Here is a 20,604-nt window from a genome sequence, read left to right on the forward strand (position 1 = left end):
AAGATAAACCTATCTTAATATTTTTTGTTTAAGATATAAAAAAAACTATGAATAATAGCTTAATTAAAAATTACCAAGAAGCAATAGAACTAAAAATAGAAGATTTGGATGAGAATACATCTACCAAGAAGATGTATAATCTGATTGAGCCTGGGAAAAAAGTTGTTGATTTTGGTTGTGCAACTGGATGTTTAGCCCAGTTGTTAATCCATAAGGGATGTCAAGTAACGGGGGTGGAAGTGAATCCAGCAGCAGCGAAAATAGCCGAGAAATACTGTGAAGAAGTTGTAGTTGCTGATTTGGATTTCGTTTCCATCCCAGAAATATTAAAAGATAGAGAATTTGATATAGCAGTTTTTGGCGATGTCTTGGAACATTTGCGAAATCCTTGGCAGATTTTGCGGGATGTGAAACAGGTTTTGAAACCAGGTGGATATGTTGTCGCATCTATTCCGAATATTGCTCATGGTGCGGTACGTTTAGCTCTGTTGCAAGGTCGATTTGAATATGTGGAGTATGGGATTTTAGATAATACCCATTTAAGATTTTTTACCCGTGCGTCGGTGGAAAGTTTATTTGAGGATAGTGGGTATATTATTCATGAAATGGAGCGGACAACAAAACCGATCTTTTTCACAGAAGGAATTTTATTAGTTCCCGATGTGAAACAAAATGATTTTCCACCTGATCTAGTTCAAGAAATTCAAGCATCACCAGAATCGGAAACTTTACAATTTGTGATTAAAGCAGTTCCAGAAACCATTGAAGGGAGATATCAACAGCTGCGTCAACGTTATTCTGCGTTATCGACAGAACTAGAACAAACTAAATCCCAACTCCAACAAACCCAAATTGAGTTAGAGCGATCGCAATTGACGATTCAACAGCAGCAGTCGAATTTTGATGTGTTAAATTCACAGTTGCAGCAAACCCAAGCAGAATTAAATCAATCTCAAATAGAACTACAACAAACCCAAGCAGAATTAAATCAATCTCAAATAGAACTACAACAAACCCAAGCAGAATTAAATCAATCTCAAATAGAACTGCAACAAATCCAAACAGATGTACAAACTCACATCACAAAAATATTAGCAATGCAATCCAGTAAATTTTGGAAATTGCGGAATTTTTGGTTTTCAATTAAACAACTTATGGGGATAAAAGCAAATGATTAATCATCAATCAGAGGAAGAGCAGTTACGACAACAATTACGGACTATCCAATTAGAATTAGAACAAACCAAAACCCAATTGCAGTCAACCCAAGCAGACCTAGCAAATTGTCAAGGTGTAGTTGCTTGGATGGAAACAAGTAAATTTTGGAAAGCTCGTCTCAAATTTATTAATTTACGACAAAAATTCAAACAAAAACTACAAACCCTAATTCCCAGACAGACTTCCCCTGTATCCCCAGCATCACCAGTCGATCAACCTGGGGAAAGTTACTCCCCATCACCTCTGAATATACCGCGATTTGTACCCAGCAAGCCCAATGTGCTACTTGTGGTAGAAGAAACCCTTCCCCAATGTATGCGTTATCGGGTACAGCAAAAATTAGAGCAATTACAATCTTTAGATTACCAGGTGAATTGGGTTTCATGGCGCGATCGCCGAAAGGCGGAATTTTTATTACACTTTTGTCATGTGGTGATTTTCTATCGAGTTCCTGCATTCCCGGATGTTGTCCACACCATCAAATATGCTAAATCCCTCCACAAAGTCGTCTTTTTCGACATTGATGATTTAATTTTTTGTCGTGACGCTTATCCTGAACCCTATGAAAACCTCAAATCCCAGCTTTCACTAGAAGATTATGAAGGACTAATCAAAGGTGTAAAACTGTATCGGGAAGCCTTATCCTTATGTGATTATGCGATCGCATCTACTCCCACCCTAGCTCGGGAAATGGAAAAAGTCACAGGGAATGGTACTAGTTTTTGCCATCGTAACGCTCTCGACCGCAGAGTTTTAGACTTTTTACGCTCTTCCCCTCCCAAATTACAGAGGGATTATTTATCCATATTTTACGGTAGTGGAACCAAAACCCACGATGCAGATTTTCAAGTTATTGCACCTGCGATCGCCCAAATCATGGAGAAATATTCCCAGGTGAGGTTAACCATTGTTGGATATTTAACCTTACCGAAAGAACTGGATAGTTTTGCAGACCGGATTGATCGAGTTCCATTATTAACTAACTTAGAAGTTTATTGGGAGTTCTTATCACAAGCTGATATTAATATTGCTCCCTTAAAAATGAGTCTATTTAATGACTGTAAAAGTGAAATTAAATGGTTGGAAGCAGCTATTTTTGGTGTACCATCCATCGTTAGTCCTACCCAAATGTACTTAGAAACCCTGGAAAATGGGGTCGATGTCATGATGGCGCAAACAGCAGAGGAATGGTTAGAAAAGTTAGATAAATTAGTCGGTGATCGGGAAATTCGTGCCAAAATAGCCCATTCAGCTAAACAAAAAGCCATGTCTGATTACGCACCAGAGACAATGGCTGATAATCTCCAAACCATCATCACCACAGGTATCGAAAAAGCCATCTCCCAAGGCAAAATTACTAGAAACCAATCCAAACCGAAATTACTATTTGTCAATGTTTTGTATCCTCCCCAATCCCTGGGAGGAGCTACCGGGTTATTAAAAAACATTATCGATCACCTGCAAACAGAATACAGCGATCGCTACTCCATTTCTGTATTTACCTACGATATTCAGAACCCCAATGGTTATGAATTATATGAGTACAATCAAGATGGCATTCATGTCACCAGACTTAGTTTACCACCCTATCCAGGAATTGATTGGAACTATCAAGACCAAAGAGTATACGAAATCTTTCGTCAGTATTTAGAATTTAATCAACCCGACTTGATACACTTTCATTGTGTTCAAAGATTAACAGCTTCAATCCTGGAAGCATCAGTAGATTTAAACATCCCTTATTTTGTTACTGTTCATGATGCTTGGTGGATTTGTGACCACCAATTTATGCTTGACAGCAATGGTTTAGAACGCAATTATCATCAAAATGATCCCCTAATTCTCGCTCGTTACGCTGATGATATCAACAGTTCTATGCAGCGTTTACGCTATTTAGCTAAATACCTGAATAAAGCTAAATTAATCCTTGCAGTTTCCGAATTTCAAGCCGAACTATACCGTCTGAATGGATTTACACAAATACAAGTAAATCGCAATGGAATTAAACCAATACCCGTCCTACCCCGTAAACCTTCTTTGCGCAACAAATTGCGTCTCGGTTATGCGGGTGGAATTTGTGTTCACAAGGGTTATTATTTCCTGAAAGAAGCTATTACATCAGCTAACTTACACAATACAGAATTAACAGTTATTGATTTTTTTATATCCTCAGATGAAGTACGTCACGAGACTTGGGGAACAACTCGTGTCACCTTTATTCCCAAAATTGAATCAGAAAAAATGCCAGAGTTTTTTAGTAATATTGATGTTTTAATTGCACCTTCCCTGTGGCCAGAAAGTTTTGGTTTAATTACCCGTGAAGCCACATTAGCAGGTGTTTGGGTAGTCGCTTCCAATAAGGGAGGATTAGCAGAAGATATTATCACTGGAGTGAATGGAAATATTTTTGATCCAGAGGATATTAATGATTTAGTCAATATTCTCCAAAGTCTAGATCAGGACATTCATAAATATCAACAGCAATTAACTCTTACATCCCATCAAATTCGTAAAATTAGCGAGCAGGTAGAAGAACTTGTCGGTTTATATGACTCCGTTCTCGTGTAGCCTTATACCTTTATTTTCGATAATCATTTTACCAGTAAATAAAAGTAGTTTTAGTAATCCAACCAAATTCCCATATGACTATTACGCGTCAAGATTATCAAGTAAATAGGTTGAATTTTCTCCAGCGATTTATCAAGCTAGAAACATCCCAAGGATTGGAAATAGGAGCTTGCGATTTACCTACAGTACCTGTAGAAATCGGTAATTGTGAATTTGCAGATTCTCGCTCCTCAGAAGAACTGATTAATCTTTGGAATCTTCCCCCAGAAACTGTCGTACCGGTAAAGTATGTCTTAGCAAAAGATACTCCAATTTATTTACAAATTGAGAAAAAATTTGACTATGTAGTTCTTTGTCATGTGATTGAACATATACCCAATGTAATTGGTTATATTCAGGATTTACAGAACTTATTAAAGCCAGGTGGTGTACTTGTAATTGCATGTCCAGATAAACGTAGAACACCTGATACTCCTACCCCTTCCACAACAGTAGAACATCTCATCCAGGATTATTACGAGAATTGTCAGTATCCATCCCTAGAGCATATTTTACATTTTGGCAAAGCTTGGTCAGAGGAAGTTAAACAAAAAAGTATTAAATCTGCTCACAGTCTTTATGAATGGGGTCGTCAGCATTTAGAATCTGGAAACGCTGATATCCATTGTCATGTATGGACAGATGAAGAATTTTTCCAGCAAATTGAGTATTTAGTTGATGGGAAAATACTTGATGGGTTGAAAATCATCGATAAATTAGAGAATCATCTTCCCTATCATGAATTTTTAATTGCTCTCCAATTAGTAGAAACTTCTGCAACTCATGAGTTAAGTAATTATTGTCAGCATCCAACAGTGAAAATTCCCGCAAATCCAGTAGAAAATTATCCCAGTCCTAGAGAATTAGAACTGATGCAAAGAATTGCAGCAATGGAAAGCAGTAAATTTTGGAAATTACGTACCCACTGGTTTAAATTAAAAAAAATGCTGGGAATTCAATGTGATGAGTAATAATTAATGCCCCTATAGTATGACCATAATCAAAATCAAAAAAATCAAAATTAACTTCAAACCTTTGCGTCAGTTTTTGGGGGTATGTAGTCGTGCAAAGCTAATTTAACATTCTGAAAAGTTCAAGTCCCTGCGATTGCTTCGTTCCTCGCAATGACAAGATTATTTTTTGGTCGAATAATAATAAAGTGGAATACTCCCCTGAGACTACTCCCAGTTCTCCATTATCAACAGAATAACAACTTGAGCATTAAAAAGACTTTTTAAAAACCTCCCAGTTTTTTTAGGACTTACGCACTTATGACGATAAAACAAGACTTTGAGATTGCTTTCTGATATCGCAATGACGTGACTGCGTAGTGATTGCGTAAGTTCTGTTTTTATCTCATTCGATTTTCATAATTAAATAAGGATTCCTCTCTATTTTATAATGGGAAATGACATCATCACCCTAATCCGAGCAACAAAGACAATCAAAGTTCTAGCATACATTACAGCTTTTGAAGATATTAGTGCGGTGAAAAGATGTCTTCAATCCCTCGCAGACCAATCATTTCCCGTTGCTAAAATTTTAATAGTTGATAATTCCCCTAATCGACCAATCTTACCCACAGATTATCAAGATGTTTGTGCAGAAATAACGGAAAAAATCATTATCCAATATCATCCAGAAAATATTGGAGTTGGAGGAGGGTTAGAAATTGCTTTCAACTTTGGGAAACAGGAAAAATATGATTTTATCTGGACTTTTGATCAAGATAGTATTCCCAGTCCCGATTGTCTACAAATTCTCATCGAAAAATACTATCATATCTCCCAAACCAATTTTCCCATCGGAATTATTGCTCCAACTGCAATTGATAAACGTACCAACTCGATCATCGAAGCTGCAACATTCCAAAAATATCGCTTTTTAGGACAACATCACCAAGATGTCGATTTTTACGAGTGTGATGCACCCATTACTTCTGGTTCCCTAATTCCCCTATCGGTAATTCAATCCATTTCTCTCCAACTTGCAAACTTATTTATCGATGGGGTGGATTTTGAGTTAGGAATGCAAATTAAACAACAGGGTTTTCATAACATAATTATTACTTCAGCTAAAATGTACCATTTATTTGGTATTCCCACACAAGTATCATTTTTAGGTCAAGAAAAAACAATACATCTATACTCACCACTACGTCATTATTACATCTGTCGTAATCACACTTTTCTAGAATTAAAATATGTCAATCAAAGTGTTAATAAGTGGTTGGTAATTATAGTATATCTTTGGCGAATTAAGCTGACACTGAGTATGATAGTGAAAATATACTTATATCATCCAGAAGATAGATACTCAAAAATTCAAGCTTGTTTTTTGGGTACATATCATGGTTTGATAGGAAAATTGGGTAAAAATTGGTGTTAAATAATTGTGATTGATAACTTCAAATACACCAAATCCCCATTCTGAACTATTACTCAAACCATGAAAATTATCCCCACCCAAATCCCCGATGTGCTTTTAATCGAACCGCAAGTATTTGCAGACGAACGCGGTTTTTTCTTTGAATCCTACAACCACCAGAAATTCACCGAAAAAACTGGTTTAACCATCAATTTCGTCCAGGACAACCATTCCCTATCCAAACAAAACGTACTCCGAGGACTACATTACCAAATTATCCAACCTCAGGGAAAACTAGTTCGTGCTGTAACAGGAATAATTTTCGATGTTGCAGTCGATCTGCGTCAAAGTTCTCCCACCTTTGGCCAATGGGTAGGATACGAACTGAGTGCAGAAAACAAACGACAACTTTGGATACCCATCGGTTTTGCTCATGGTTTTGTTGTCCTTTCCGAAGTTGCGGAAGTGCTTTACAAAACTACAGATTACTATGCACCTGGTGGCGATCGCACTATTCTGTGGAATGACATAGATTTGGGTATAAATTGGCCAATTTCCACATCACCCATCCTATCAGCAAAAGACCAAGCCGGGAAGCCTTGGAAGCAAGCCGATTTATTTCCATAGGAACAAGATTTGGATAGAATTAAAATACTATAATTCCCCCAAGTTCAGCTTCAGTCGGAGGATAAACCATGACCACAGCAATCGACTTAAGCAACCCCAATATTGAATATCCTAGTGCTGACGGTGAACCAGTGGCAGAAACCTATGTGCATCTTTACGCAATTTTAACTACTTTAGAAGTATTAAAACAGTATTTGACAGGGAGAAAGGCAACAGTTTTAGCAAATCAGTTTCTCTATTATGCACAAGGATTTCCTCGCTTAAGGGTTGCGCCGGATGTGATGGTGATTTTTGATGTGGAACCTGGTGGTAGGGATAATTATAAGGTTTGGGAAGAGGGTCAAGTTCCCAAAGTCATATTTGAGATGACCTCCAAAGGGACTGAAAATCAAGACCAGGAATATAAGAAGACTCTCTATGAACAATTAGGGGTTTTTGAATATTGGTTATTTGATCCGAAGGGGGAATGGATTCCAGAAAAATTACGGGGATACCGTTTACAAGGTGAAACCTACCAATTAATTACAGATGGACAATCTCAACCTTTGGGATTGTTTGTGAAGGTCGAAGGAGATTTGTTAGGATTTTATCGGATAGATACGGGAGAGAAGTTACTAATCCCGACGGAATTAGCTGAACAACTGCAACAAGAACGTCAACGAGCAGAAATGGAACGTCAACGAGCGGAAATGGAACGTCAGCGAGCGGAAATGGAACGTCAGCGAGCGGAAATGGAACGTCAACGAGCTGATCAACTAGCTGCTTATTTGCGTGAGCAAGGAATTGATCCTGATAATTTACCCTAGCAATAGGGGAGTGGGGAAAGGGAAACCAAATCCATCTGTAAATTTTGTAGTTTTCAATTAGGATTGTCAGCTTGCTAGTCTACGATAGTTGCTTAAATTGGAAAAAATCAAGCGATCGCAGCAAATCCCCAGGGTCAGTTATGGAGTTAGCAGTTAGGTTTATATTTGGTATCCATGAGGGATTATTAAGGTTGTTTACCGCAGATGCTAAATTGGTTCCCACTCCAGAAGAAACTGCAATCCAGGAAGGTCAACCAAAACTAGAAAAATTGGCTGCGAAATTGGGGGAATTGGGTATAGAACCAGATTCGGAGGTGGAATGATTTTTCGACTGTGGGATTGTGAACCTTGGGATTTATTGCTGCATAAATATATCAAATTTCAAATTTGAAGTAGAATGATTATGGTGGAGTAGTATATCTACATTCCTCCTGTATCCTGTATTCTGTATCCTTTTATTCTCTTAATTGCCAATGCAGGAACCCACAGTTCAATTTCTCACTCCGGAAGAATCTGGTCAAGTTGATGCAGCTTTACTTTCCTCTCCAGAAAAATTTTTGACTCGGATTACGATTTCCTCCCTGCGTGTATTAATACACATAGCCAAAGAAAACCAAGTTGCTGTGGAAGATTTGACACCAAAGCAAATTATTTCTTGGTTTGAGAAAGATGGAAAAATCCGTCGTGAACAGGGAACAGAAGCAGCATTTTTAAAATGGTGATTTTTGATTAGAAAACCCTCTCTCCCATGTAATTACCCGCAGGTGCGTAACGACAGACTAGAATATCATTACCCCTGCGGTAGCGATCGCGCAACCAACTTCGGTGGTATTACGCCAAATAATTTGAGTATAATGACCAACATCAACCCAATTACCAGTAGAGACGTAATATATTACGTCTCTACATGGATGTGTTGCAAAATTTTTTTTATTTTTCCAGTAATTCCCTATTTCCGATTTTTCATATTAGGTAAAGCTGCACTACCAATACCTTGGAGAATACCCTTTGCAACCAAACCTAATCCCCTTCCAACAACTTGGGTCAAGACAAACACGACCGCACTACCCAAAACCGACACCAGAGATTGTAAACGAGGAGCGATCGCATCCCGAAATTCAAATCCAATGGTTACTAATAAGGGGATACCCCGAAGTTGGGAGAGTTCTGCTTGTCGCGGTGCATAAACAGAAGTCTGTGCAATTCCCCGAGGTGCAAACACAAACAGATGATAACGACTTTCAAAGATGGCTTTAGGTTCTAAATAATATTTGTGAAAACGATATTTCCAAGATAAATTATTCCGAAATCGCTCTATCTCCCGCGATGACAGCATTTGGCGGTTATAAAAGTTCTTTTTGATACTTTCTACATCCGCAAGTCGATTGATTAATGGTTGAATTGTGGCATTTGCGACTTGAATTAGCAGGTTTTCCAGAATAATTTGTGCATCGGATTTCGCTTCCGGATGGGTAGCTGGATATACTTCATTTTCCATGTACCAATCGGTTTGATGAATTAAATAAACAATTAAATCAGCAACACGGGGGATTTTTGCGAGGATTTCTTGATTGACTAGTTTGCGGTCTTGAAGAATTAATTGAGATAGTTCTATTTCCCGCTCTTGCTGAAATTGCTGATCTGGGATTTGAATGCGGGAAAATTTGCCAAAAAAATTGATGACGGTGGTTTCCCATAAATCCTGAATCAAATTCCCAGCTAATTGGTTAATTTGTTCAGTTCCCAGTTGAGCGTTGCGTAAATCCTCTAGTTGATTAGCAAAATTTTGCAGGACTAGGTATAATAGTTCGCGTTTTTTGTCAATTAGGAGGATATCAATTTCCAAAGCCAAATCACTGACATTGTGGAGAGGTTGCTGGAGGTGGTTCGCGCAATTGGCAAATAATTCGGCTTGTAATCCCCTAGGACTGTGATTACTGGGGGTCGTGACAGGGGATAACACAGGTAAATTGCGATCGCTCAAAGGTTGTCTGTTTTCCGTATTACTGATGGTTTCGGGTGTGGTGGGGGAAGGTAAAATTTGATCGAGTAACCATCTTGCAGCCAATAACTCACGCGATCGCCCTGCTAAAATAACTTGTTCTAATAGAGGCAATCCGGGTGTTTTCAATTTATGCTGAATTCGTCGCAAGCTATCGTTAATGTAATTATCCCCCGATTGGTGTAAACGTTGGCGAAAATTGGTAAAAAGAGAACTATTAGACCTCTGGTTAGGGAAATCGGGAGTAAATTGGGTTAGGGAATTAGTCACACCAATAAATCCATCCCAATAACCTTGTCCAGCAAGGATACTCTCGATTGCACTCTGGATTTCTGTAACAGAAGCACCTTTGACACACCAACCATCCACACCCCCATTGCGAGCAGCATTGACAATTTGGACATCACCCACCGCACTTAAAACTAAAATTGGGATTTGGGGGTACTCACTTTTTATCTGCTGACAAAAACGAATTCCCCCATATAAACTCGCTTCACTCCGTCCATCCCCCAACTCCAACAACAACATATACACAGACGCAGGATGATCCATATTACTATCCCGCATCAACTCCCCCAAAAAATCCCAAGCATCCGCTTCGCGATCGCCATTCCAAATTACCTCACAGTCCGATGTCTCATTTAACATCGCAGATAATCCGTAGCGAAAAATCGGATCTTGATCGAGAATAATTAACTTAACTAGGCGATCGCTCATGATTAATTTAACAAATAGCCCTTAGACAATCTATATAATCCACCTTTGCCAACCTAATCTAGGTAATGTTTACTACATTTACTAACTTCTCTGCAATTCTCCCTTAATGGAATGGTATAGCCCAGCAGATTTATCTACAATATCTGTATGTTTTGCAAATCCTTGACTAGATGGTCATGTCACTACATTTTTAATTCATACCACGATTGGGCAACGCAGTGGAACCCATCCATACACGCTAGTATTTGACCACATTAACTTTGATGGATCAGAAAAAGTACGTAGTTGCGCTTATAGTACCTTATATATCAAAGCTTTTTCGGAGCTAGAGCCACAACGACAAACCCCTCAGAACCTATTGAATTATATAGGCACAGTTCCTGATCATAGGTTATGACATAGCTTGCTTACTGCGTAGTGGGCATTACAAATCATACCGATTCAAAAAATGTTTGCAACACATTCATGAAGATGAGACGTAGCATTGCGACAAAATTAATCTGTCACATTCTTTTTTCCAGTTGAAATTACGAATTACGAAAACGTTTTTACACAACCAAACCATGAGAATACTTCACTTCAATTCCCAACTCCCAACTCCCAAAGACCTATTTCCCAAGCAATTTTTCACGTACCTTCGTTCTCAATTAGAAAATAAAATATACCAGCTTCCAGGTATTGGAATAGGTATGGTGCTGCTGATATCTACCAATCCCGTTTTCGCCCATAAAATCCAAATTGCAGGGGATGTGGCTGGTTTATGGCATGTGGAACCAAATCATAATCCTCAAGCTGGGGAAGAAACCCTTGCTTGGGTTGTACTGACCCGTAGAGGGGGAAAATTAGTCCCTTTTGAAACCGTTAATTGTGGGATGGGTGTCTATGCTCAACCACGTCAAGCAAATGATGCACCAATTTTAACACCGACGGTTATCCCGATTAATGCGGAAAAGTATCGGGGGATTCCCGGTGCGAAGGTGACTTTTCCCACTCCGGGAATATACCAACTACAGTTGAATTGTCAACCTCGTGGAAATGCGGATTTTACGGCTTTTAAGTTGACCTATGATGTGACAGTTTTGGCGGAAAATCCTTCCGTACAGGCAAACCCCATTCCGACCCAGGAGGAAGTATCAGCACAGAAGAAGGGTGATGCAAACAGTGGGTGGAATCTGTTCCCAGCAGTCATGGTTCCCGGTATTTTAGTGATTGGTGGACTAGTTTGGTTAGTACGTCGGTTCAAGAGTTAGGTTTGGGGAGTAAACTTACGTTCAATCCATTCTAGTATTGATTGATTAACGGTTTCCGGTGATTCGTCGTGGGGACAGTGACCGACATTAGCCAAATTCAGTAACTCTAATTGGGAATTGTACTGGATAAATTGGGGGGCGATCGCAGGTGGTACAAATCGATCTTTTTCACCCCAGATGAGTAAAATCGGTACGGATAGATTGGGTAGCATGGCTTTCGCACCCTGTTGGAGATTTATGCCAATGGTAGCTCGAAATAAAGCACTAAAAGCCCTTGCAGAACCCCGGTCTTGGGGAGGAGCGGTGAGAATTTCCACTAATTCATCACTAATTGCTTCGGGATTAGCATAGGCTAATTTTACCCAATTACGAACCACACTCGGTTTACGGAGGATTTTAAATAGGGGTTTGAGTAGGAAGGGGGATGCAACGATACTTTTGATTCCCCTCACCAGGGGACGCAATCCGGGAGGAATGGCTTCCTGCTCTAAACTGGGGTCTGGTAAACTCATCATAATTACCCCTTTGACCATTTGCGGATATTTAGCAGCTGCGGTCAGGGATACTAAGGAACCCAGGGAATTACCAATTAGTATTGCTGGTTGACGGATAAAGGTGCGCCAAAAGTCATACACCTGGTCAACCCATAAATCTACACTGTAGTTGATGGGGGCTTTTTCCGATGCACCCCAACCCAACATGTCCAGCGCATAAACCATGTGTTGTTGTCCCAGTACTTCTAGGTTATGTCGCCAATGACCGATGGAAGCGCCAAAACCATGTAGAAGTATTAACGGTGTTGTTTGGGAAGTTTGTTGCTGCGGACGCACAAAAGTATAACGGGTTTGCCATCCATGCCAAATCCAATCCCGTTGATTACCGATTTTTTGCTGCCAGTTCCCAATTAGGTTTCCAATCATTTCCAATCAATATATTGACCTCATGACGAGGACAGCAAGGCTGACGTCAATATAAAAGTCCCTATTGCCACACCTTTATTATAAGGTGGCGATCGCATTTATATAAACGTGAATTCGACGGATTCAAATAACCCCTCTCCAAACCTTTCCCCCTCTTGGAGAGAGGCTTTGAAAACTGAAAACATAGATTTTTGGCTAAAACTACGGATTTTTCTGCCCCTCTCCATCCTGGAGAGGGGTTGGGGTGAGGTTCATCAATAGCATTAATTTACACATTTATATTACGGATTTATCTCTGGGTACGAATTTGGGCTAATCGAAATAAAAACGGCTAAAATATCACCTAAATTTACCCATTGGAGAATCTACCTTGACGAAATCATCCCTGTATCAAGCTCAACCACCCTTAGAGTTTATCCCCCCAACCCTAAACCCGACTTTTTTACGCATCGCCCAAGTGGGAATCCCCCTGTGGATGCGGTTGATGACGAGTATTGTCCAGGTGGAAGCGGAAAATGTGGAAATACTCACAGATTTGTATCGTCAGTTTGAAGCGGGAAAAATTCGCTTTATGCTAGCCTTCCGTCATCCCAAGGTGGAAGACCCGGTTTGCCTAGGTTATATGTTATCCCAGATTGTTCCCAAAGTTGCCAAACAGGAAGCAAAATCCGGTTTACCAAAGTTAAATAAACCTGTTCATTGTCATTTTATCTATGACCGGGGTGTACCATTGTGGGCAGGAAGCCATATTGGTTGGATTGCCCAAAATCTCGGTGGAACACCCATCCAACGGGGTAAGGCTGATTGGACTGGGTTACGGAGTGCGCGGGATTTGTTTGCGAACGGGGAATTTCCAATGGCTGCTGCTCCGGAAGGTGCTACCAATGGTTTGACGGAAATTGTCAACCCCCTTGAACCGGGAATCGCCCAATTTGGGTTTTGGTGTGTGGAAGATTTACACAAAGCAGGACGAAATCAAGAGGTATTAATTGTACCAGTAGGGATTAAGTATTATTATTTAGATGCTCCTTGGCACAAAATTGCTGATTTATTAACGGAATTGGGAACAGCTTGCGGGATGGCAACTTCTTCAACAAATCAACCTCCCAGTTTGGAATCATTGTATCCCCGTTTAGTCACCTTTGCTGACCATTTGCTGGGGATAATGGAAAATTTTTATACCAAATTTTACCATCGCGACCTACCCAAGAGCCAAGAAACAAGCGATAAAAATCTGGAACTAGCCACTAGATTACAAACCCTGCTAGATGTAATTTTACAGGTAGCCGAAGAGTATTTTGATCTGCAACCGAAAGGTAATTTAAATGACAGATGTCGGCGAGTTGAACAAGCGGGGTGGAACTATATATTTCGTGACGATTTCCGCGATATTAAAAGTTTATCACCCCTAGAAAAAGGATTAGGCGATCGCATTGCCGAAGAAGCAAATCTGCGAATGTGGCATATGCGTCTTGTGGAAAATTTCGTCGCGGTCACTGGAACCTATATCCGGGAAAAACCTAGCTTTGAACGCTTTGCAGAAATGACCTTGATTTTCTGGGAGATGGTGACTTGTATCCTCGGTCAGGAAACAGGTCTAAAAACCCCTCACCTCGGTAAACAACAAGCCAAAATCACCATCGGTCAACCCCTATCCGTCTCCCAACGCTACCCCGCTTACAAAGCTAATCGTTTGAGTGCGCGACAAGCCGTTGCTGATTTGACCCAAGATTTACAGGTTTCATTAGAGAAATTAATATAAATAATTACGTAATTTTATCTAAGTAAGATATTACCAGAAATATTGAAAGCGGCTCCAGATAAAACTTGTAGCCGCTAATTATGTGTAACTCGTGAAGTATTAAATTTATCATATATTGTGAGTTTCAGCTAGTTGAGCATCGGAATGAATTGCAAATATTTCATTTTTAATATGCAGAAAATTCATAGTTTGTGAATAATTATACAAATAATACAAATATGAATTGAAAACGTTACGTTGTGTAGAGACGTAGCACTGCTAGGTCTCTACTGATTCATATTCGGTTGTATTCCAGATATCTCCCTAAAGATAGGTGGTGTCATGGACTCTCGGAAGATGTCAAGTAGACATGAAAATCGCCAAAATAAATAAAAATCATAGCGACGTTGCTGAATACAAATATGAATTGAAAACGTTACGTTGTGTAGAGACGTAGCACCGCTACGTCTCTACGTAGACGCGCATAGCGCGGCTTCTCGAAGAGATAATTTTGGTTTGAACACAAAATGTAAATAATCATGATTCACACCTAAATTCAGCAGCACCGTAATAGCAATTTAGTGGTGGGTTAAATCAAACATAAATTCACCTCAAAGCCTTACCCCTAAAACTCCATTCACTAAAAGTAAATTTAGAGAAAAGCAGTCTGATTATGAGATTATTTTCCATTGATGAATTAGCAATCATTAGCGCAGTTGCCAATAAAAACTGTGTTTCCATTTATATCCCCACCGAGAAAAAGGGTACAGAAACCCTACAAAACCCCATCAGATTTAAAAATTTAGTAAAAGAAGCAGAAGAAAAACTCATACAAACCGGACTGCGTAATCAAGATGTAAAAGATCTCATTGCACCGGTTTATGAACTGGATGAATATAATTTTTGGCAGCATCAAAGTGATGGCTTAGTAATATTTATCTCCCCAGATTTTTTTGCTTACTATACCGTACCAATTGACTTTCCAGAACTAGTTGTGGTTAGCGATCGCTTTCATTTTAAACCGTTAATTCCCTTACTCACGGATGATGGGAGCTTTTATATTTTGGCTTTGAGTCAAAACTTGGTGCGTCTATTGCAAGCAACCCGTTACAGTGTCCAGGAAATTGAATTAACAGACATTCCTACCAGCATGGAGGAAGCACTACAATATGATGACCCGGAGAAAAGTCTTCAGTTTCATACCGGAACACCATCCCCAGGTCGTGGTGGTGACAGAGCAGCTATTTTTCATGGACAGGGAGCAGGAAATGATGATGCCAAAGACAATATATTACGCTACTTTCGTCAAGTAAACGATGGTGTACAAACATTATTAAAAAATCAAACCTGTCCCCTAATTTTAGCAGGTGTGGATTATCTTTTACCCATTTACAAACAAGTAAATTCCTACCCCAATTTAGTAGAAACAGGTATTACCGGAAACCCCGACGAATTAAAACCAGAAGAATTACAATCCCAAGCATGGCAAATTATCGAACCCTATTTTGCTGCTCAACAACACCAAACAATAGCTGAATATCAAGCCAATTTAGGTACAGGAAAAACCGCCAATAACATTCCCGAAGTTATCAGTGCAGCCTATTTCCAAAGAGTAGAATCCCTATTTGTTCCCCTCGGAAAGCAGATATGGGGAGTATTTAATCCAGATAACAATAGCGTTCAAGTCCATTCCCAACCCCAACCAGGTGACGAAGATTTACTGGATTTAGCGGCACTCCATACCCTCATCAACGGTGGTAAAGTGTATGCAGTATCACCAGAAAAAGTACCGGGACATGCTCCCTTAGCAGCCATACTGCGTTACTAGATATCTGATATTGCAGTACGGTTTGTTGAGTTCATCCACCGACTAAAGTCAGGGGGATTTTGCGGTAATTAGGAATGGATAATTTGGTAATTGAGTTGTTAGCGATTACTGATTATCTATTTACCCACCTGGATTTTTCCAGAGTGATTAGTAAGCGTTGAATAATGAATTGATTTTTCCACGACTACCTATTCCCACCAATTGGCAAATATTTGTGAAAAATACTTGATTAGTCAGATTTTTGACCCTGAAGCCATTGCCAAAGGAATATCAAAAACCCAAAACCTATTGCCAAAATCACAATTGGTAATAGCTTAAATTCAATCCCAAAGCCAGTGACATCATTTTTCCACTGAAGAATTAAATACCATTCCTGACCGAGGCTAAAAGAAGGTACATTCAGAATCAGCAATGGGGCTGGTAAGCCAATTAGTATTATAATGAGTAGCAAAAAGATTTGTAAGCTGATACCTAAGAATTTCTTAGTTCGAGAATAGAGTCGATATTTACCGAAAGAATGGGTCTAAAGCCCCGTCCTTCTAGGACGATTTTTCTTTATCTTCAGGTTTCTAATGAGTTCTCTAAGCACATCAGTTTTTGTTCTGCCGACAAATAAGCAGTAGTCTTCAAGGATTTGAAGTTCGTATTCTTCTACTCTAAAATCTAATCGTTTCTTCATACTAACTATTGTACAGCGTTATTGTGTACAATAGTAGCATGAGAACACTACGATTTAAGTTGTACGAACATAAACGCAATAAACACCTCAAGCGAATGATTAACGCTTCTGGGGTGATTTATAACCATTGCATTGCCCTTCATCGTCGATACTACCGGATGTGGGGTAAACACTTGAGTTGTGCGAAACTCCAATCTCCTCCAATCTCATATAGCCAAATTGCGGAAGCGTAACTTGTTTTGGCAATCAGTAGGTTCTCAGGCAGTACAAGATATTTGCCAACGCATTGAGAAAGCATACCAATTATTTTTTAAACACAACAAGAAGGGGGTTCGTCCACCAGGATTCAAGAAAGTTAAAAAGTACAAATCATTCACCCTTAAGCAAGCAGGTTATAAGTTTTTAAGTGGCAACAAGGTAAAGATTGGTAATCGAATATATCAATTTTGGAAGTCAAGAGAGATAGAAGGAACAGTCAAAACTTTAACTAGAAAACGCACATCATTAGGTGAGTTGTTTATGGTTATTGTTGTTGATGATGCTAGCAATCCAGACGTTGAAATCAAGACAGGTAAAATCGCTGGTTTCGATTTGGGATTAAAGACATTTCTCGCTTGCTCAGACGGCACTAAAATTGAGTCGCCCCAATTCTTCAAACAGTCACTTAATGCTATTAAAAAAGCCAGTAGGCAGCATTCCAAAAAGTTGAAAGGGTCAGCTAATCGAGAACGGGCTAGAAAAAATTTAGTACGCAAGTATGAGGATATTTCTAATACTAGACGTGATTGGTTTTGGAAATTAGCTCACGACCTAACTAATAGGTTTGATGTGTTGTGTTTTGAAACACTCAACCTCAAAGGAATGCAACGTCTTTGGGGGCGCAAGATATCAGACCTGGCTTTTGGAGAATTTCTACAAATTCTAGAGTGGATTGCCAAAAAGAAAGGCAAACAAATCGTATTTATTGATCAATGGTATCCGTCTAGCAAAACTTGTTCTAATTGTGGACACGTTCTAGAAAAATTAGATTTGTTAGTTAGAAAGTGGCGTTGTCCGTCCTGTCAGTCAGTCAATGGGAGAGACGAAAACGCAGCTAAAAATATTTGTGCAGTTGGGGCATCAACTGCTGGGTTAGACGATTTAAGACGGACTTTGTCTGCAATCGTTGTTTGAGCCTAGAATCCCTGCCTTTGTAGGGCAGGGAGTATGTCAAATCTGTTTTGTCCATTCCACTTCCTAATCATGGCTGTTTGCCCAAAGTTTCAACACTTCATATCCTAAAAGTGTATTTTGTGAAGAAAAACCTCCGAAAGAAACATCTTCAATAATTGATAACTCCTAATTGATAATTCGTAATTACGAACCACGAACTACGAATTACGATATTCTATATACTGTACATACCTATCTTCCCCATAGATGAATTCCCATCCCCAATTAGTTGTCCGTTTAGCCAAACCTGATGATTGTGCAGAAATATTCAACCTGATTTTAGGGTTAGCGGAATATGAAAAACTAACGGAAATGGTGACAGGAAATCCAGGACTACTGCACGACCATTTATTTGGTGATAAACCCTATGCAGAGGCAATTGTCGCAGAAATTGAAGAGAAATTGGTTGGCTTTGCTCTGTTTTTTTCCAATTATTCCACTTTCTTGACTAAACCAGGCATTTATCTGGAAGATATCTTTGTTTTACCAGCCTATCGTCACCAAGGAATTGGTAAATCTCTGCTGGTCAAAGTTGCCAAAATTGCCGCAGAAAGGGATTGTGGTCGATTGGAGTGGAGTGTACTTGATTGGAACGAACCCGCACAGAAATTCTATACCCGTATGGGTGCAGAAATCCTCGATGAATGGCGAATTTGTCGAGTTACAGGAGCGGGAATTAGGCGTTTAGCTGAGATGATTTAATTTGATTTTGGATTCCTGATGGTTTGTTTGTAGAAACGCGATGGTTTGTAGGTAGAGACGCGATATATCGCGTCTCTACCTAGCATAAATGCGACCATCTGGTAAGATAGCATTTTTCAGGATTGCTCCCTCTAAATTTGCTCCATTGAGGTTGGCATCTTGAAGGTTAGCATTTTCCAGGTTGGTATGACGAAGGTCTGCACCACGTAAATCGGCTGATACTAAAATGGCATTGCGTAAATTAGCACCTTGTAGGAAAGTTCCACACAAATTTGCCCCTGTTAAATTACTACAGCTTAAATTGACAGCACCTAAATACATACCCATAAGATTCACACCTGTCAGATTAGCATGACTTAAGTGGGAGGTAAAATCTTGAACATATTTAAAATTCGCGCGACTGATATCTGCCGCAGTGAGGTGAACATGGGTCAGTCGAACACGACTGAGATTGCTTCCACTGAGGTTTGCACCGACTAATTTGGCTGTTATATCTCCCTGGGGACTGCTAAATATGGCTTCACTCAAGTCTGCATTGCTCAAGTCAGCGATCGCAAAATTAGTACCTTCTAAATTAGCTCGACTGAGGTTGGCATTATTTAAATTAGCGCTGGAAAGATTTGCACCGCTCAAATCGGCTAAATTCAGATTTGCACCCCTTAAATCGGCTGCGGACAAATCTGCATGGCATAGTTGTACCCCTGCTAAATTGGCATTTTGCAGGTGAGCTTGGGGTGCAATTAAATATGCTTCGTGGTTAGTAATATCAAAATCCCCTGGAAAAATTGTCTTCTGGTTATATAGGGAGTGTTGGAGATTAGCCCCTTCCAAATTCACCTCTGCTAAATTAGTGTTGAGAAAATCAGCGCGACTGAGATGGGCATAACTGAGATTAACATTAATTAACGTCGTGTTGCGAAATGTTACCCAACTGAGGTTCGCATAGCTCAAATCTATATCCCGTAAAACGCGATCGCTCAAATCGACTCCACTGAGATCCGCACCCATCAAGTTTGCACCATTTAAATCAACCCGGGTCAACTTTGATCCACTTAGGTTTGCTGCGGCTAAATTTCCGTAACAGAGTTTACTTCCATACAAATTAGCTTTGTGTAAATCTGCACCTTCCAGGTTGATATAACTCATATCGGCATAACGTAAATCCACTCCCCCCAATTTGGCAGCTTGAAGATTAGCATGACTTAAGCGAATATGGTTAAGGGCATTTCCGGTTAAATCAGCACACCTTAATTCAACTTGACTAAAATTGCGATCGCCTTTTTGGTATCCAGCCAAAAATTCCCCCACATCCAAATTGCGTTTTTCTCTGAAGGTGTAAATTTTGTCTAAAATAAACAACATCCGTTCAACTTTAAATTCCACCTCACTGCGAAAGTAAGCAGATTTCGGCTTTGCAAGTACCGTCATTTTGCAATCATCATGACTGTCTACTGGTGAGGTCAGGTTTTCCGTATCATCTAAATCAGGTGGTAAAGAATGACGGTGGACAGTCGTGGTTGTCCGCATCGGATCAAACCTACCCGACTCCAACAGATTTTGAATATCAACCAATTCCCATTGAATACTTTCCACCTGTTGAATTTCCGGACGATTTTGGAATTCCTCCCGTAAGGAATTCAACTCCCGTTTCAAAACCGCCAAAAACTTTTTTAACAGCAGGTTTTGTGCTTCCAAACGTTCAATCCTGGAAATAATTAAATCTAAATCCCCTGACCCATTGCGAATATCCATCAATCCATAACCATGCTTGTGTCTGCCAACCCGATGAAAACGGAATTTGTATTTTTAATCTGTCAACACTAGGATTCCCATTATGGTGTTAACTGTAACAGAATGGTGGGGATAGAGGGGATGAATAACCGAAAATTTTACGTTACGTAGAGACGTAGCATTGCTGCGTCTCTACA

At 39.6% G+C, this 20,604-nt stretch carries 17 protein-coding genes and 1 pseudogene; 13 read left to right on the plus strand and 5 right to left on the minus strand.

The window, feature by feature from the left end; genetic code table 11:
- The first annotated feature begins 47 nt into the window (after positions 1-47).
- The 8 genes from CDC37_RS18985 (at position 48) to CDC37_RS19020 (ending at position 8,347) form a co-directional block, all read left to right on the plus strand.
- Complete coding sequence (locus CDC37_RS18985; RefSeq protein WP_096624121.1) at positions 48-1,178, plus strand: methyltransferase domain-containing protein; 1,131 nt, start codon at positions 48-50, stop codon at positions 1,176-1,178.
- Positions 1,171-3,786, plus strand: coding sequence for a glycosyltransferase (locus CDC37_RS18990; RefSeq protein WP_096624123.1), 2,616 nt, complete (start codon positions 1,171-1,173; stop codon positions 3,784-3,786). Before CDC37_RS18985 ends, CDC37_RS18990 begins: the two co-directional genes overlap by 8 nt.
- 74 nt (positions 3,787-3,860) lie before the next feature.
- Positions 3,861-4,796, plus strand: a complete 936-nt coding sequence (locus CDC37_RS18995) for a class I SAM-dependent methyltransferase (protein ID WP_096624125.1) — start codon at positions 3,861-3,863, stop codon at positions 4,794-4,796.
- Between the two features lie 430 nt (positions 4,797-5,226).
- On the plus strand, positions 5,227-6,213 hold the full coding sequence (locus tag CDC37_RS19000; protein ID WP_096624127.1) for a glycosyltransferase family 2 protein: 987 nt from the start codon (positions 5,227-5,229) through the stop codon (positions 6,211-6,213).
- A 60-nt stretch (positions 6,214-6,273) separates the two neighbouring features.
- The gene (gene rfbC, locus CDC37_RS19005) at positions 6,274-6,819 is read left to right on the plus strand and encodes a dTDP-4-dehydrorhamnose 3,5-epimerase (protein ID WP_096624129.1); all 546 of its coding nucleotides are present in this window, start codon (positions 6,274-6,276) and stop codon (positions 6,817-6,819) included.
- Between the two features lie 68 nt (positions 6,820-6,887).
- The gene (locus CDC37_RS19010; protein ID WP_096624131.1) at positions 6,888-7,625 is read left to right on the plus strand and encodes a Uma2 family endonuclease; all 738 of its coding nucleotides are present in this window, start codon (positions 6,888-6,890) and stop codon (positions 7,623-7,625) included.
- A gap of 71 nt (positions 7,626-7,696) precedes the next feature.
- Positions 7,697-7,948: a hypothetical protein gene (locus tag CDC37_RS19015; RefSeq protein WP_157780786.1), complete on the plus strand. Its 252-nt coding sequence runs from the start codon at positions 7,697-7,699 to the stop codon at positions 7,946-7,948.
- Between the two features lie 150 nt (positions 7,949-8,098).
- On the plus strand, positions 8,099-8,347 hold the full coding sequence (locus CDC37_RS19020; protein WP_096624135.1) for a hypothetical protein: 249 nt from the start codon (positions 8,099-8,101) through the stop codon (positions 8,345-8,347).
- Between the two features lie 57 nt (positions 8,348-8,404).
- On the opposite strand, the gene CDC37_RS25845 is transcribed toward CDC37_RS19020, so the two are convergent.
- Together CDC37_RS25845 and CDC37_RS19030 are read right to left on the minus strand one after the other, a co-directional pair.
- Positions 8,405-8,578, minus strand: coding sequence for a CAP domain-containing protein (locus tag CDC37_RS25845; protein ID WP_197707084.1), 174 nt, complete (start codon positions 8,576-8,578; stop codon positions 8,405-8,407).
- Entirely contained in the window at positions 8,575-10,344 is a 1,770-nt protein-coding gene (locus tag CDC37_RS19030; RefSeq protein WP_096624137.1) for a DUF3685 domain-containing protein, read from the minus strand. Before CDC37_RS19030 ends, CDC37_RS25845 begins: the two co-directional genes overlap by 4 nt.
- A gap of 689 nt (positions 10,345-11,033) precedes the next feature.
- Between CDC37_RS19030 and CDC37_RS19035 the strand changes: the two genes are divergently transcribed.
- Positions 11,034-11,594 carry a hypothetical protein gene (locus CDC37_RS19035; RefSeq protein WP_157780787.1) on the plus strand — a complete coding sequence of 187 codons (561 nt, stop codon included), beginning with the start codon at positions 11,034-11,036 and terminating at the stop codon, positions 11,592-11,594.
- Here CDC37_RS19035 and CDC37_RS19040 read toward each other — a convergent pair.
- The gene (locus CDC37_RS19040) at positions 11,591-12,514 is read right to left on the minus strand and encodes an alpha/beta fold hydrolase (RefSeq protein ID WP_096624141.1); all 924 of its coding nucleotides are present in this window, start codon (positions 12,512-12,514) and stop codon (positions 11,591-11,593) included. The two genes, CDC37_RS19035 and CDC37_RS19040, sit on opposite strands and share 4 nt — an antisense overlap.
- Positions 12,515-12,884: 370 nt before the next feature.
- On the opposite strand from CDC37_RS19040, the gene CDC37_RS19045 reads away from it, so the two are divergent.
- The gene (locus CDC37_RS19045) at positions 12,885-14,276 is read left to right on the plus strand and encodes a glycerol acyltransferase (RefSeq protein WP_096624143.1); all 1,392 of its coding nucleotides are present in this window, start codon (positions 12,885-12,887) and stop codon (positions 14,274-14,276) included.
- 652 nt (positions 14,277-14,928) lie between these two features.
- A complete protein-coding gene (locus tag CDC37_RS19050) occupies positions 14,929-16,083 on the plus strand; it encodes a baeRF7 domain-containing protein (protein ID WP_096624145.1) in 1,155 nt (384 codons plus the stop codon).
- A gap of 229 nt (positions 16,084-16,312) precedes the next feature.
- Here the strand turns inward: CDC37_RS19050 and CDC37_RS19055 are convergent, their stop codons facing one another.
- Entirely contained in the window at positions 16,313-16,534 is a 222-nt protein-coding gene (locus CDC37_RS19055; protein ID WP_096624147.1) for a hypothetical protein, read from the minus strand.
- 266 nt (positions 16,535-16,800) lie between these two features.
- Between CDC37_RS19055 and CDC37_RS19065 the strand changes: the two are divergent.
- Both CDC37_RS19065 and CDC37_RS19070 read left to right on the plus strand, forming a co-directional pair.
- Positions 16,801-17,935: pseudogene (locus tag CDC37_RS19065) on the plus strand (RNA-guided endonuclease InsQ/TnpB family protein).
- 246 nt (positions 17,936-18,181) lie between these two features.
- Positions 18,182-18,676: a GNAT family N-acetyltransferase gene (locus CDC37_RS19070; protein ID WP_096624151.1), complete on the plus strand. Its 495-nt coding sequence runs from the start codon at positions 18,182-18,184 to the stop codon at positions 18,674-18,676.
- A gap of 75 nt (positions 18,677-18,751) precedes the next feature.
- Here the strand turns inward: CDC37_RS19070 and CDC37_RS19075 are convergent, their stop codons facing one another.
- Positions 18,752-20,428, minus strand: coding sequence for a pentapeptide repeat-containing protein (locus CDC37_RS19075; RefSeq protein WP_096624153.1), 1,677 nt, complete (start codon positions 20,426-20,428; stop codon positions 18,752-18,754).
- Positions 20,429-20,604 lie beyond the last annotated feature (176 nt).

Origin of the sequence: Calothrix sp. NIES-3974 (genome assembly GCF_002368395.1) — a bacterium.
GTDB lineage: Bacteria > Cyanobacteriota > Cyanobacteriia > Cyanobacteriales > Nostocaceae > NIES-3974.

Bases quoted from the DNA above. Each gene is read 5' to 3' on its own strand.
- CDC37_RS18985 (WP_096624121.1), top strand. From the start codon at position 48: ATGAATAATAGCTTAATTAAAAATTACCAAGAAGCAATAGAACTAAAA.
- CDC37_RS18990 (WP_096624123.1), top strand. From the start codon at position 1,171: ATGATTAATCATCAATCAGAGGAAGAGCAGTTACGACAACAATTACGG.
- CDC37_RS18995 (WP_096624125.1), top strand. From the start codon at position 3,861: ATGACTATTACGCGTCAAGATTATCAAGTAAATAGGTTGAATTTTCTC.
- CDC37_RS19000 (WP_096624127.1), top strand. From the start codon at position 5,227: ATGGGAAATGACATCATCACCCTAATCCGAGCAACAAAGACAATCAAA.
- rfbC (WP_096624129.1), top strand. From the start codon at position 6,274: ATGAAAATTATCCCCACCCAAATCCCCGATGTGCTTTTAATCGAACCG.
- CDC37_RS19010 (WP_096624131.1), top strand. From the start codon at position 6,888: ATGACCACAGCAATCGACTTAAGCAACCCCAATATTGAATATCCTAGT.
- CDC37_RS19020 (WP_096624135.1), top strand. From the start codon at position 8,099: ATGCAGGAACCCACAGTTCAATTTCTCACTCCGGAAGAATCTGGTCAA.
- CDC37_RS19030 (WP_096624137.1), bottom strand. From the start codon at position 10,344: ATGAGCGATCGCCTAGTTAAGTTAATTATTCTCGATCAAGATCCGATT.
- CDC37_RS19035 (WP_157780787.1), top strand. From the start codon at position 11,034: ATGGTGCTGCTGATATCTACCAATCCCGTTTTCGCCCATAAAATCCAA.
- CDC37_RS19040 (WP_096624141.1), bottom strand. From the start codon at position 12,514: ATGATTGGAAACCTAATTGGGAACTGGCAGCAAAAAATCGGTAATCAA.
- CDC37_RS19050 (WP_096624145.1), top strand. From the start codon at position 14,929: ATGAGATTATTTTCCATTGATGAATTAGCAATCATTAGCGCAGTTGCC.
- CDC37_RS19070 (WP_096624151.1), top strand. From the start codon at position 18,182: ATGAATTCCCATCCCCAATTAGTTGTCCGTTTAGCCAAACCTGATGAT.
- CDC37_RS19075 (WP_096624153.1), bottom strand. From the start codon at position 20,428: ATGGATATTCGCAATGGGTCAGGGGATTTAGATTTAATTATTTCCAGG.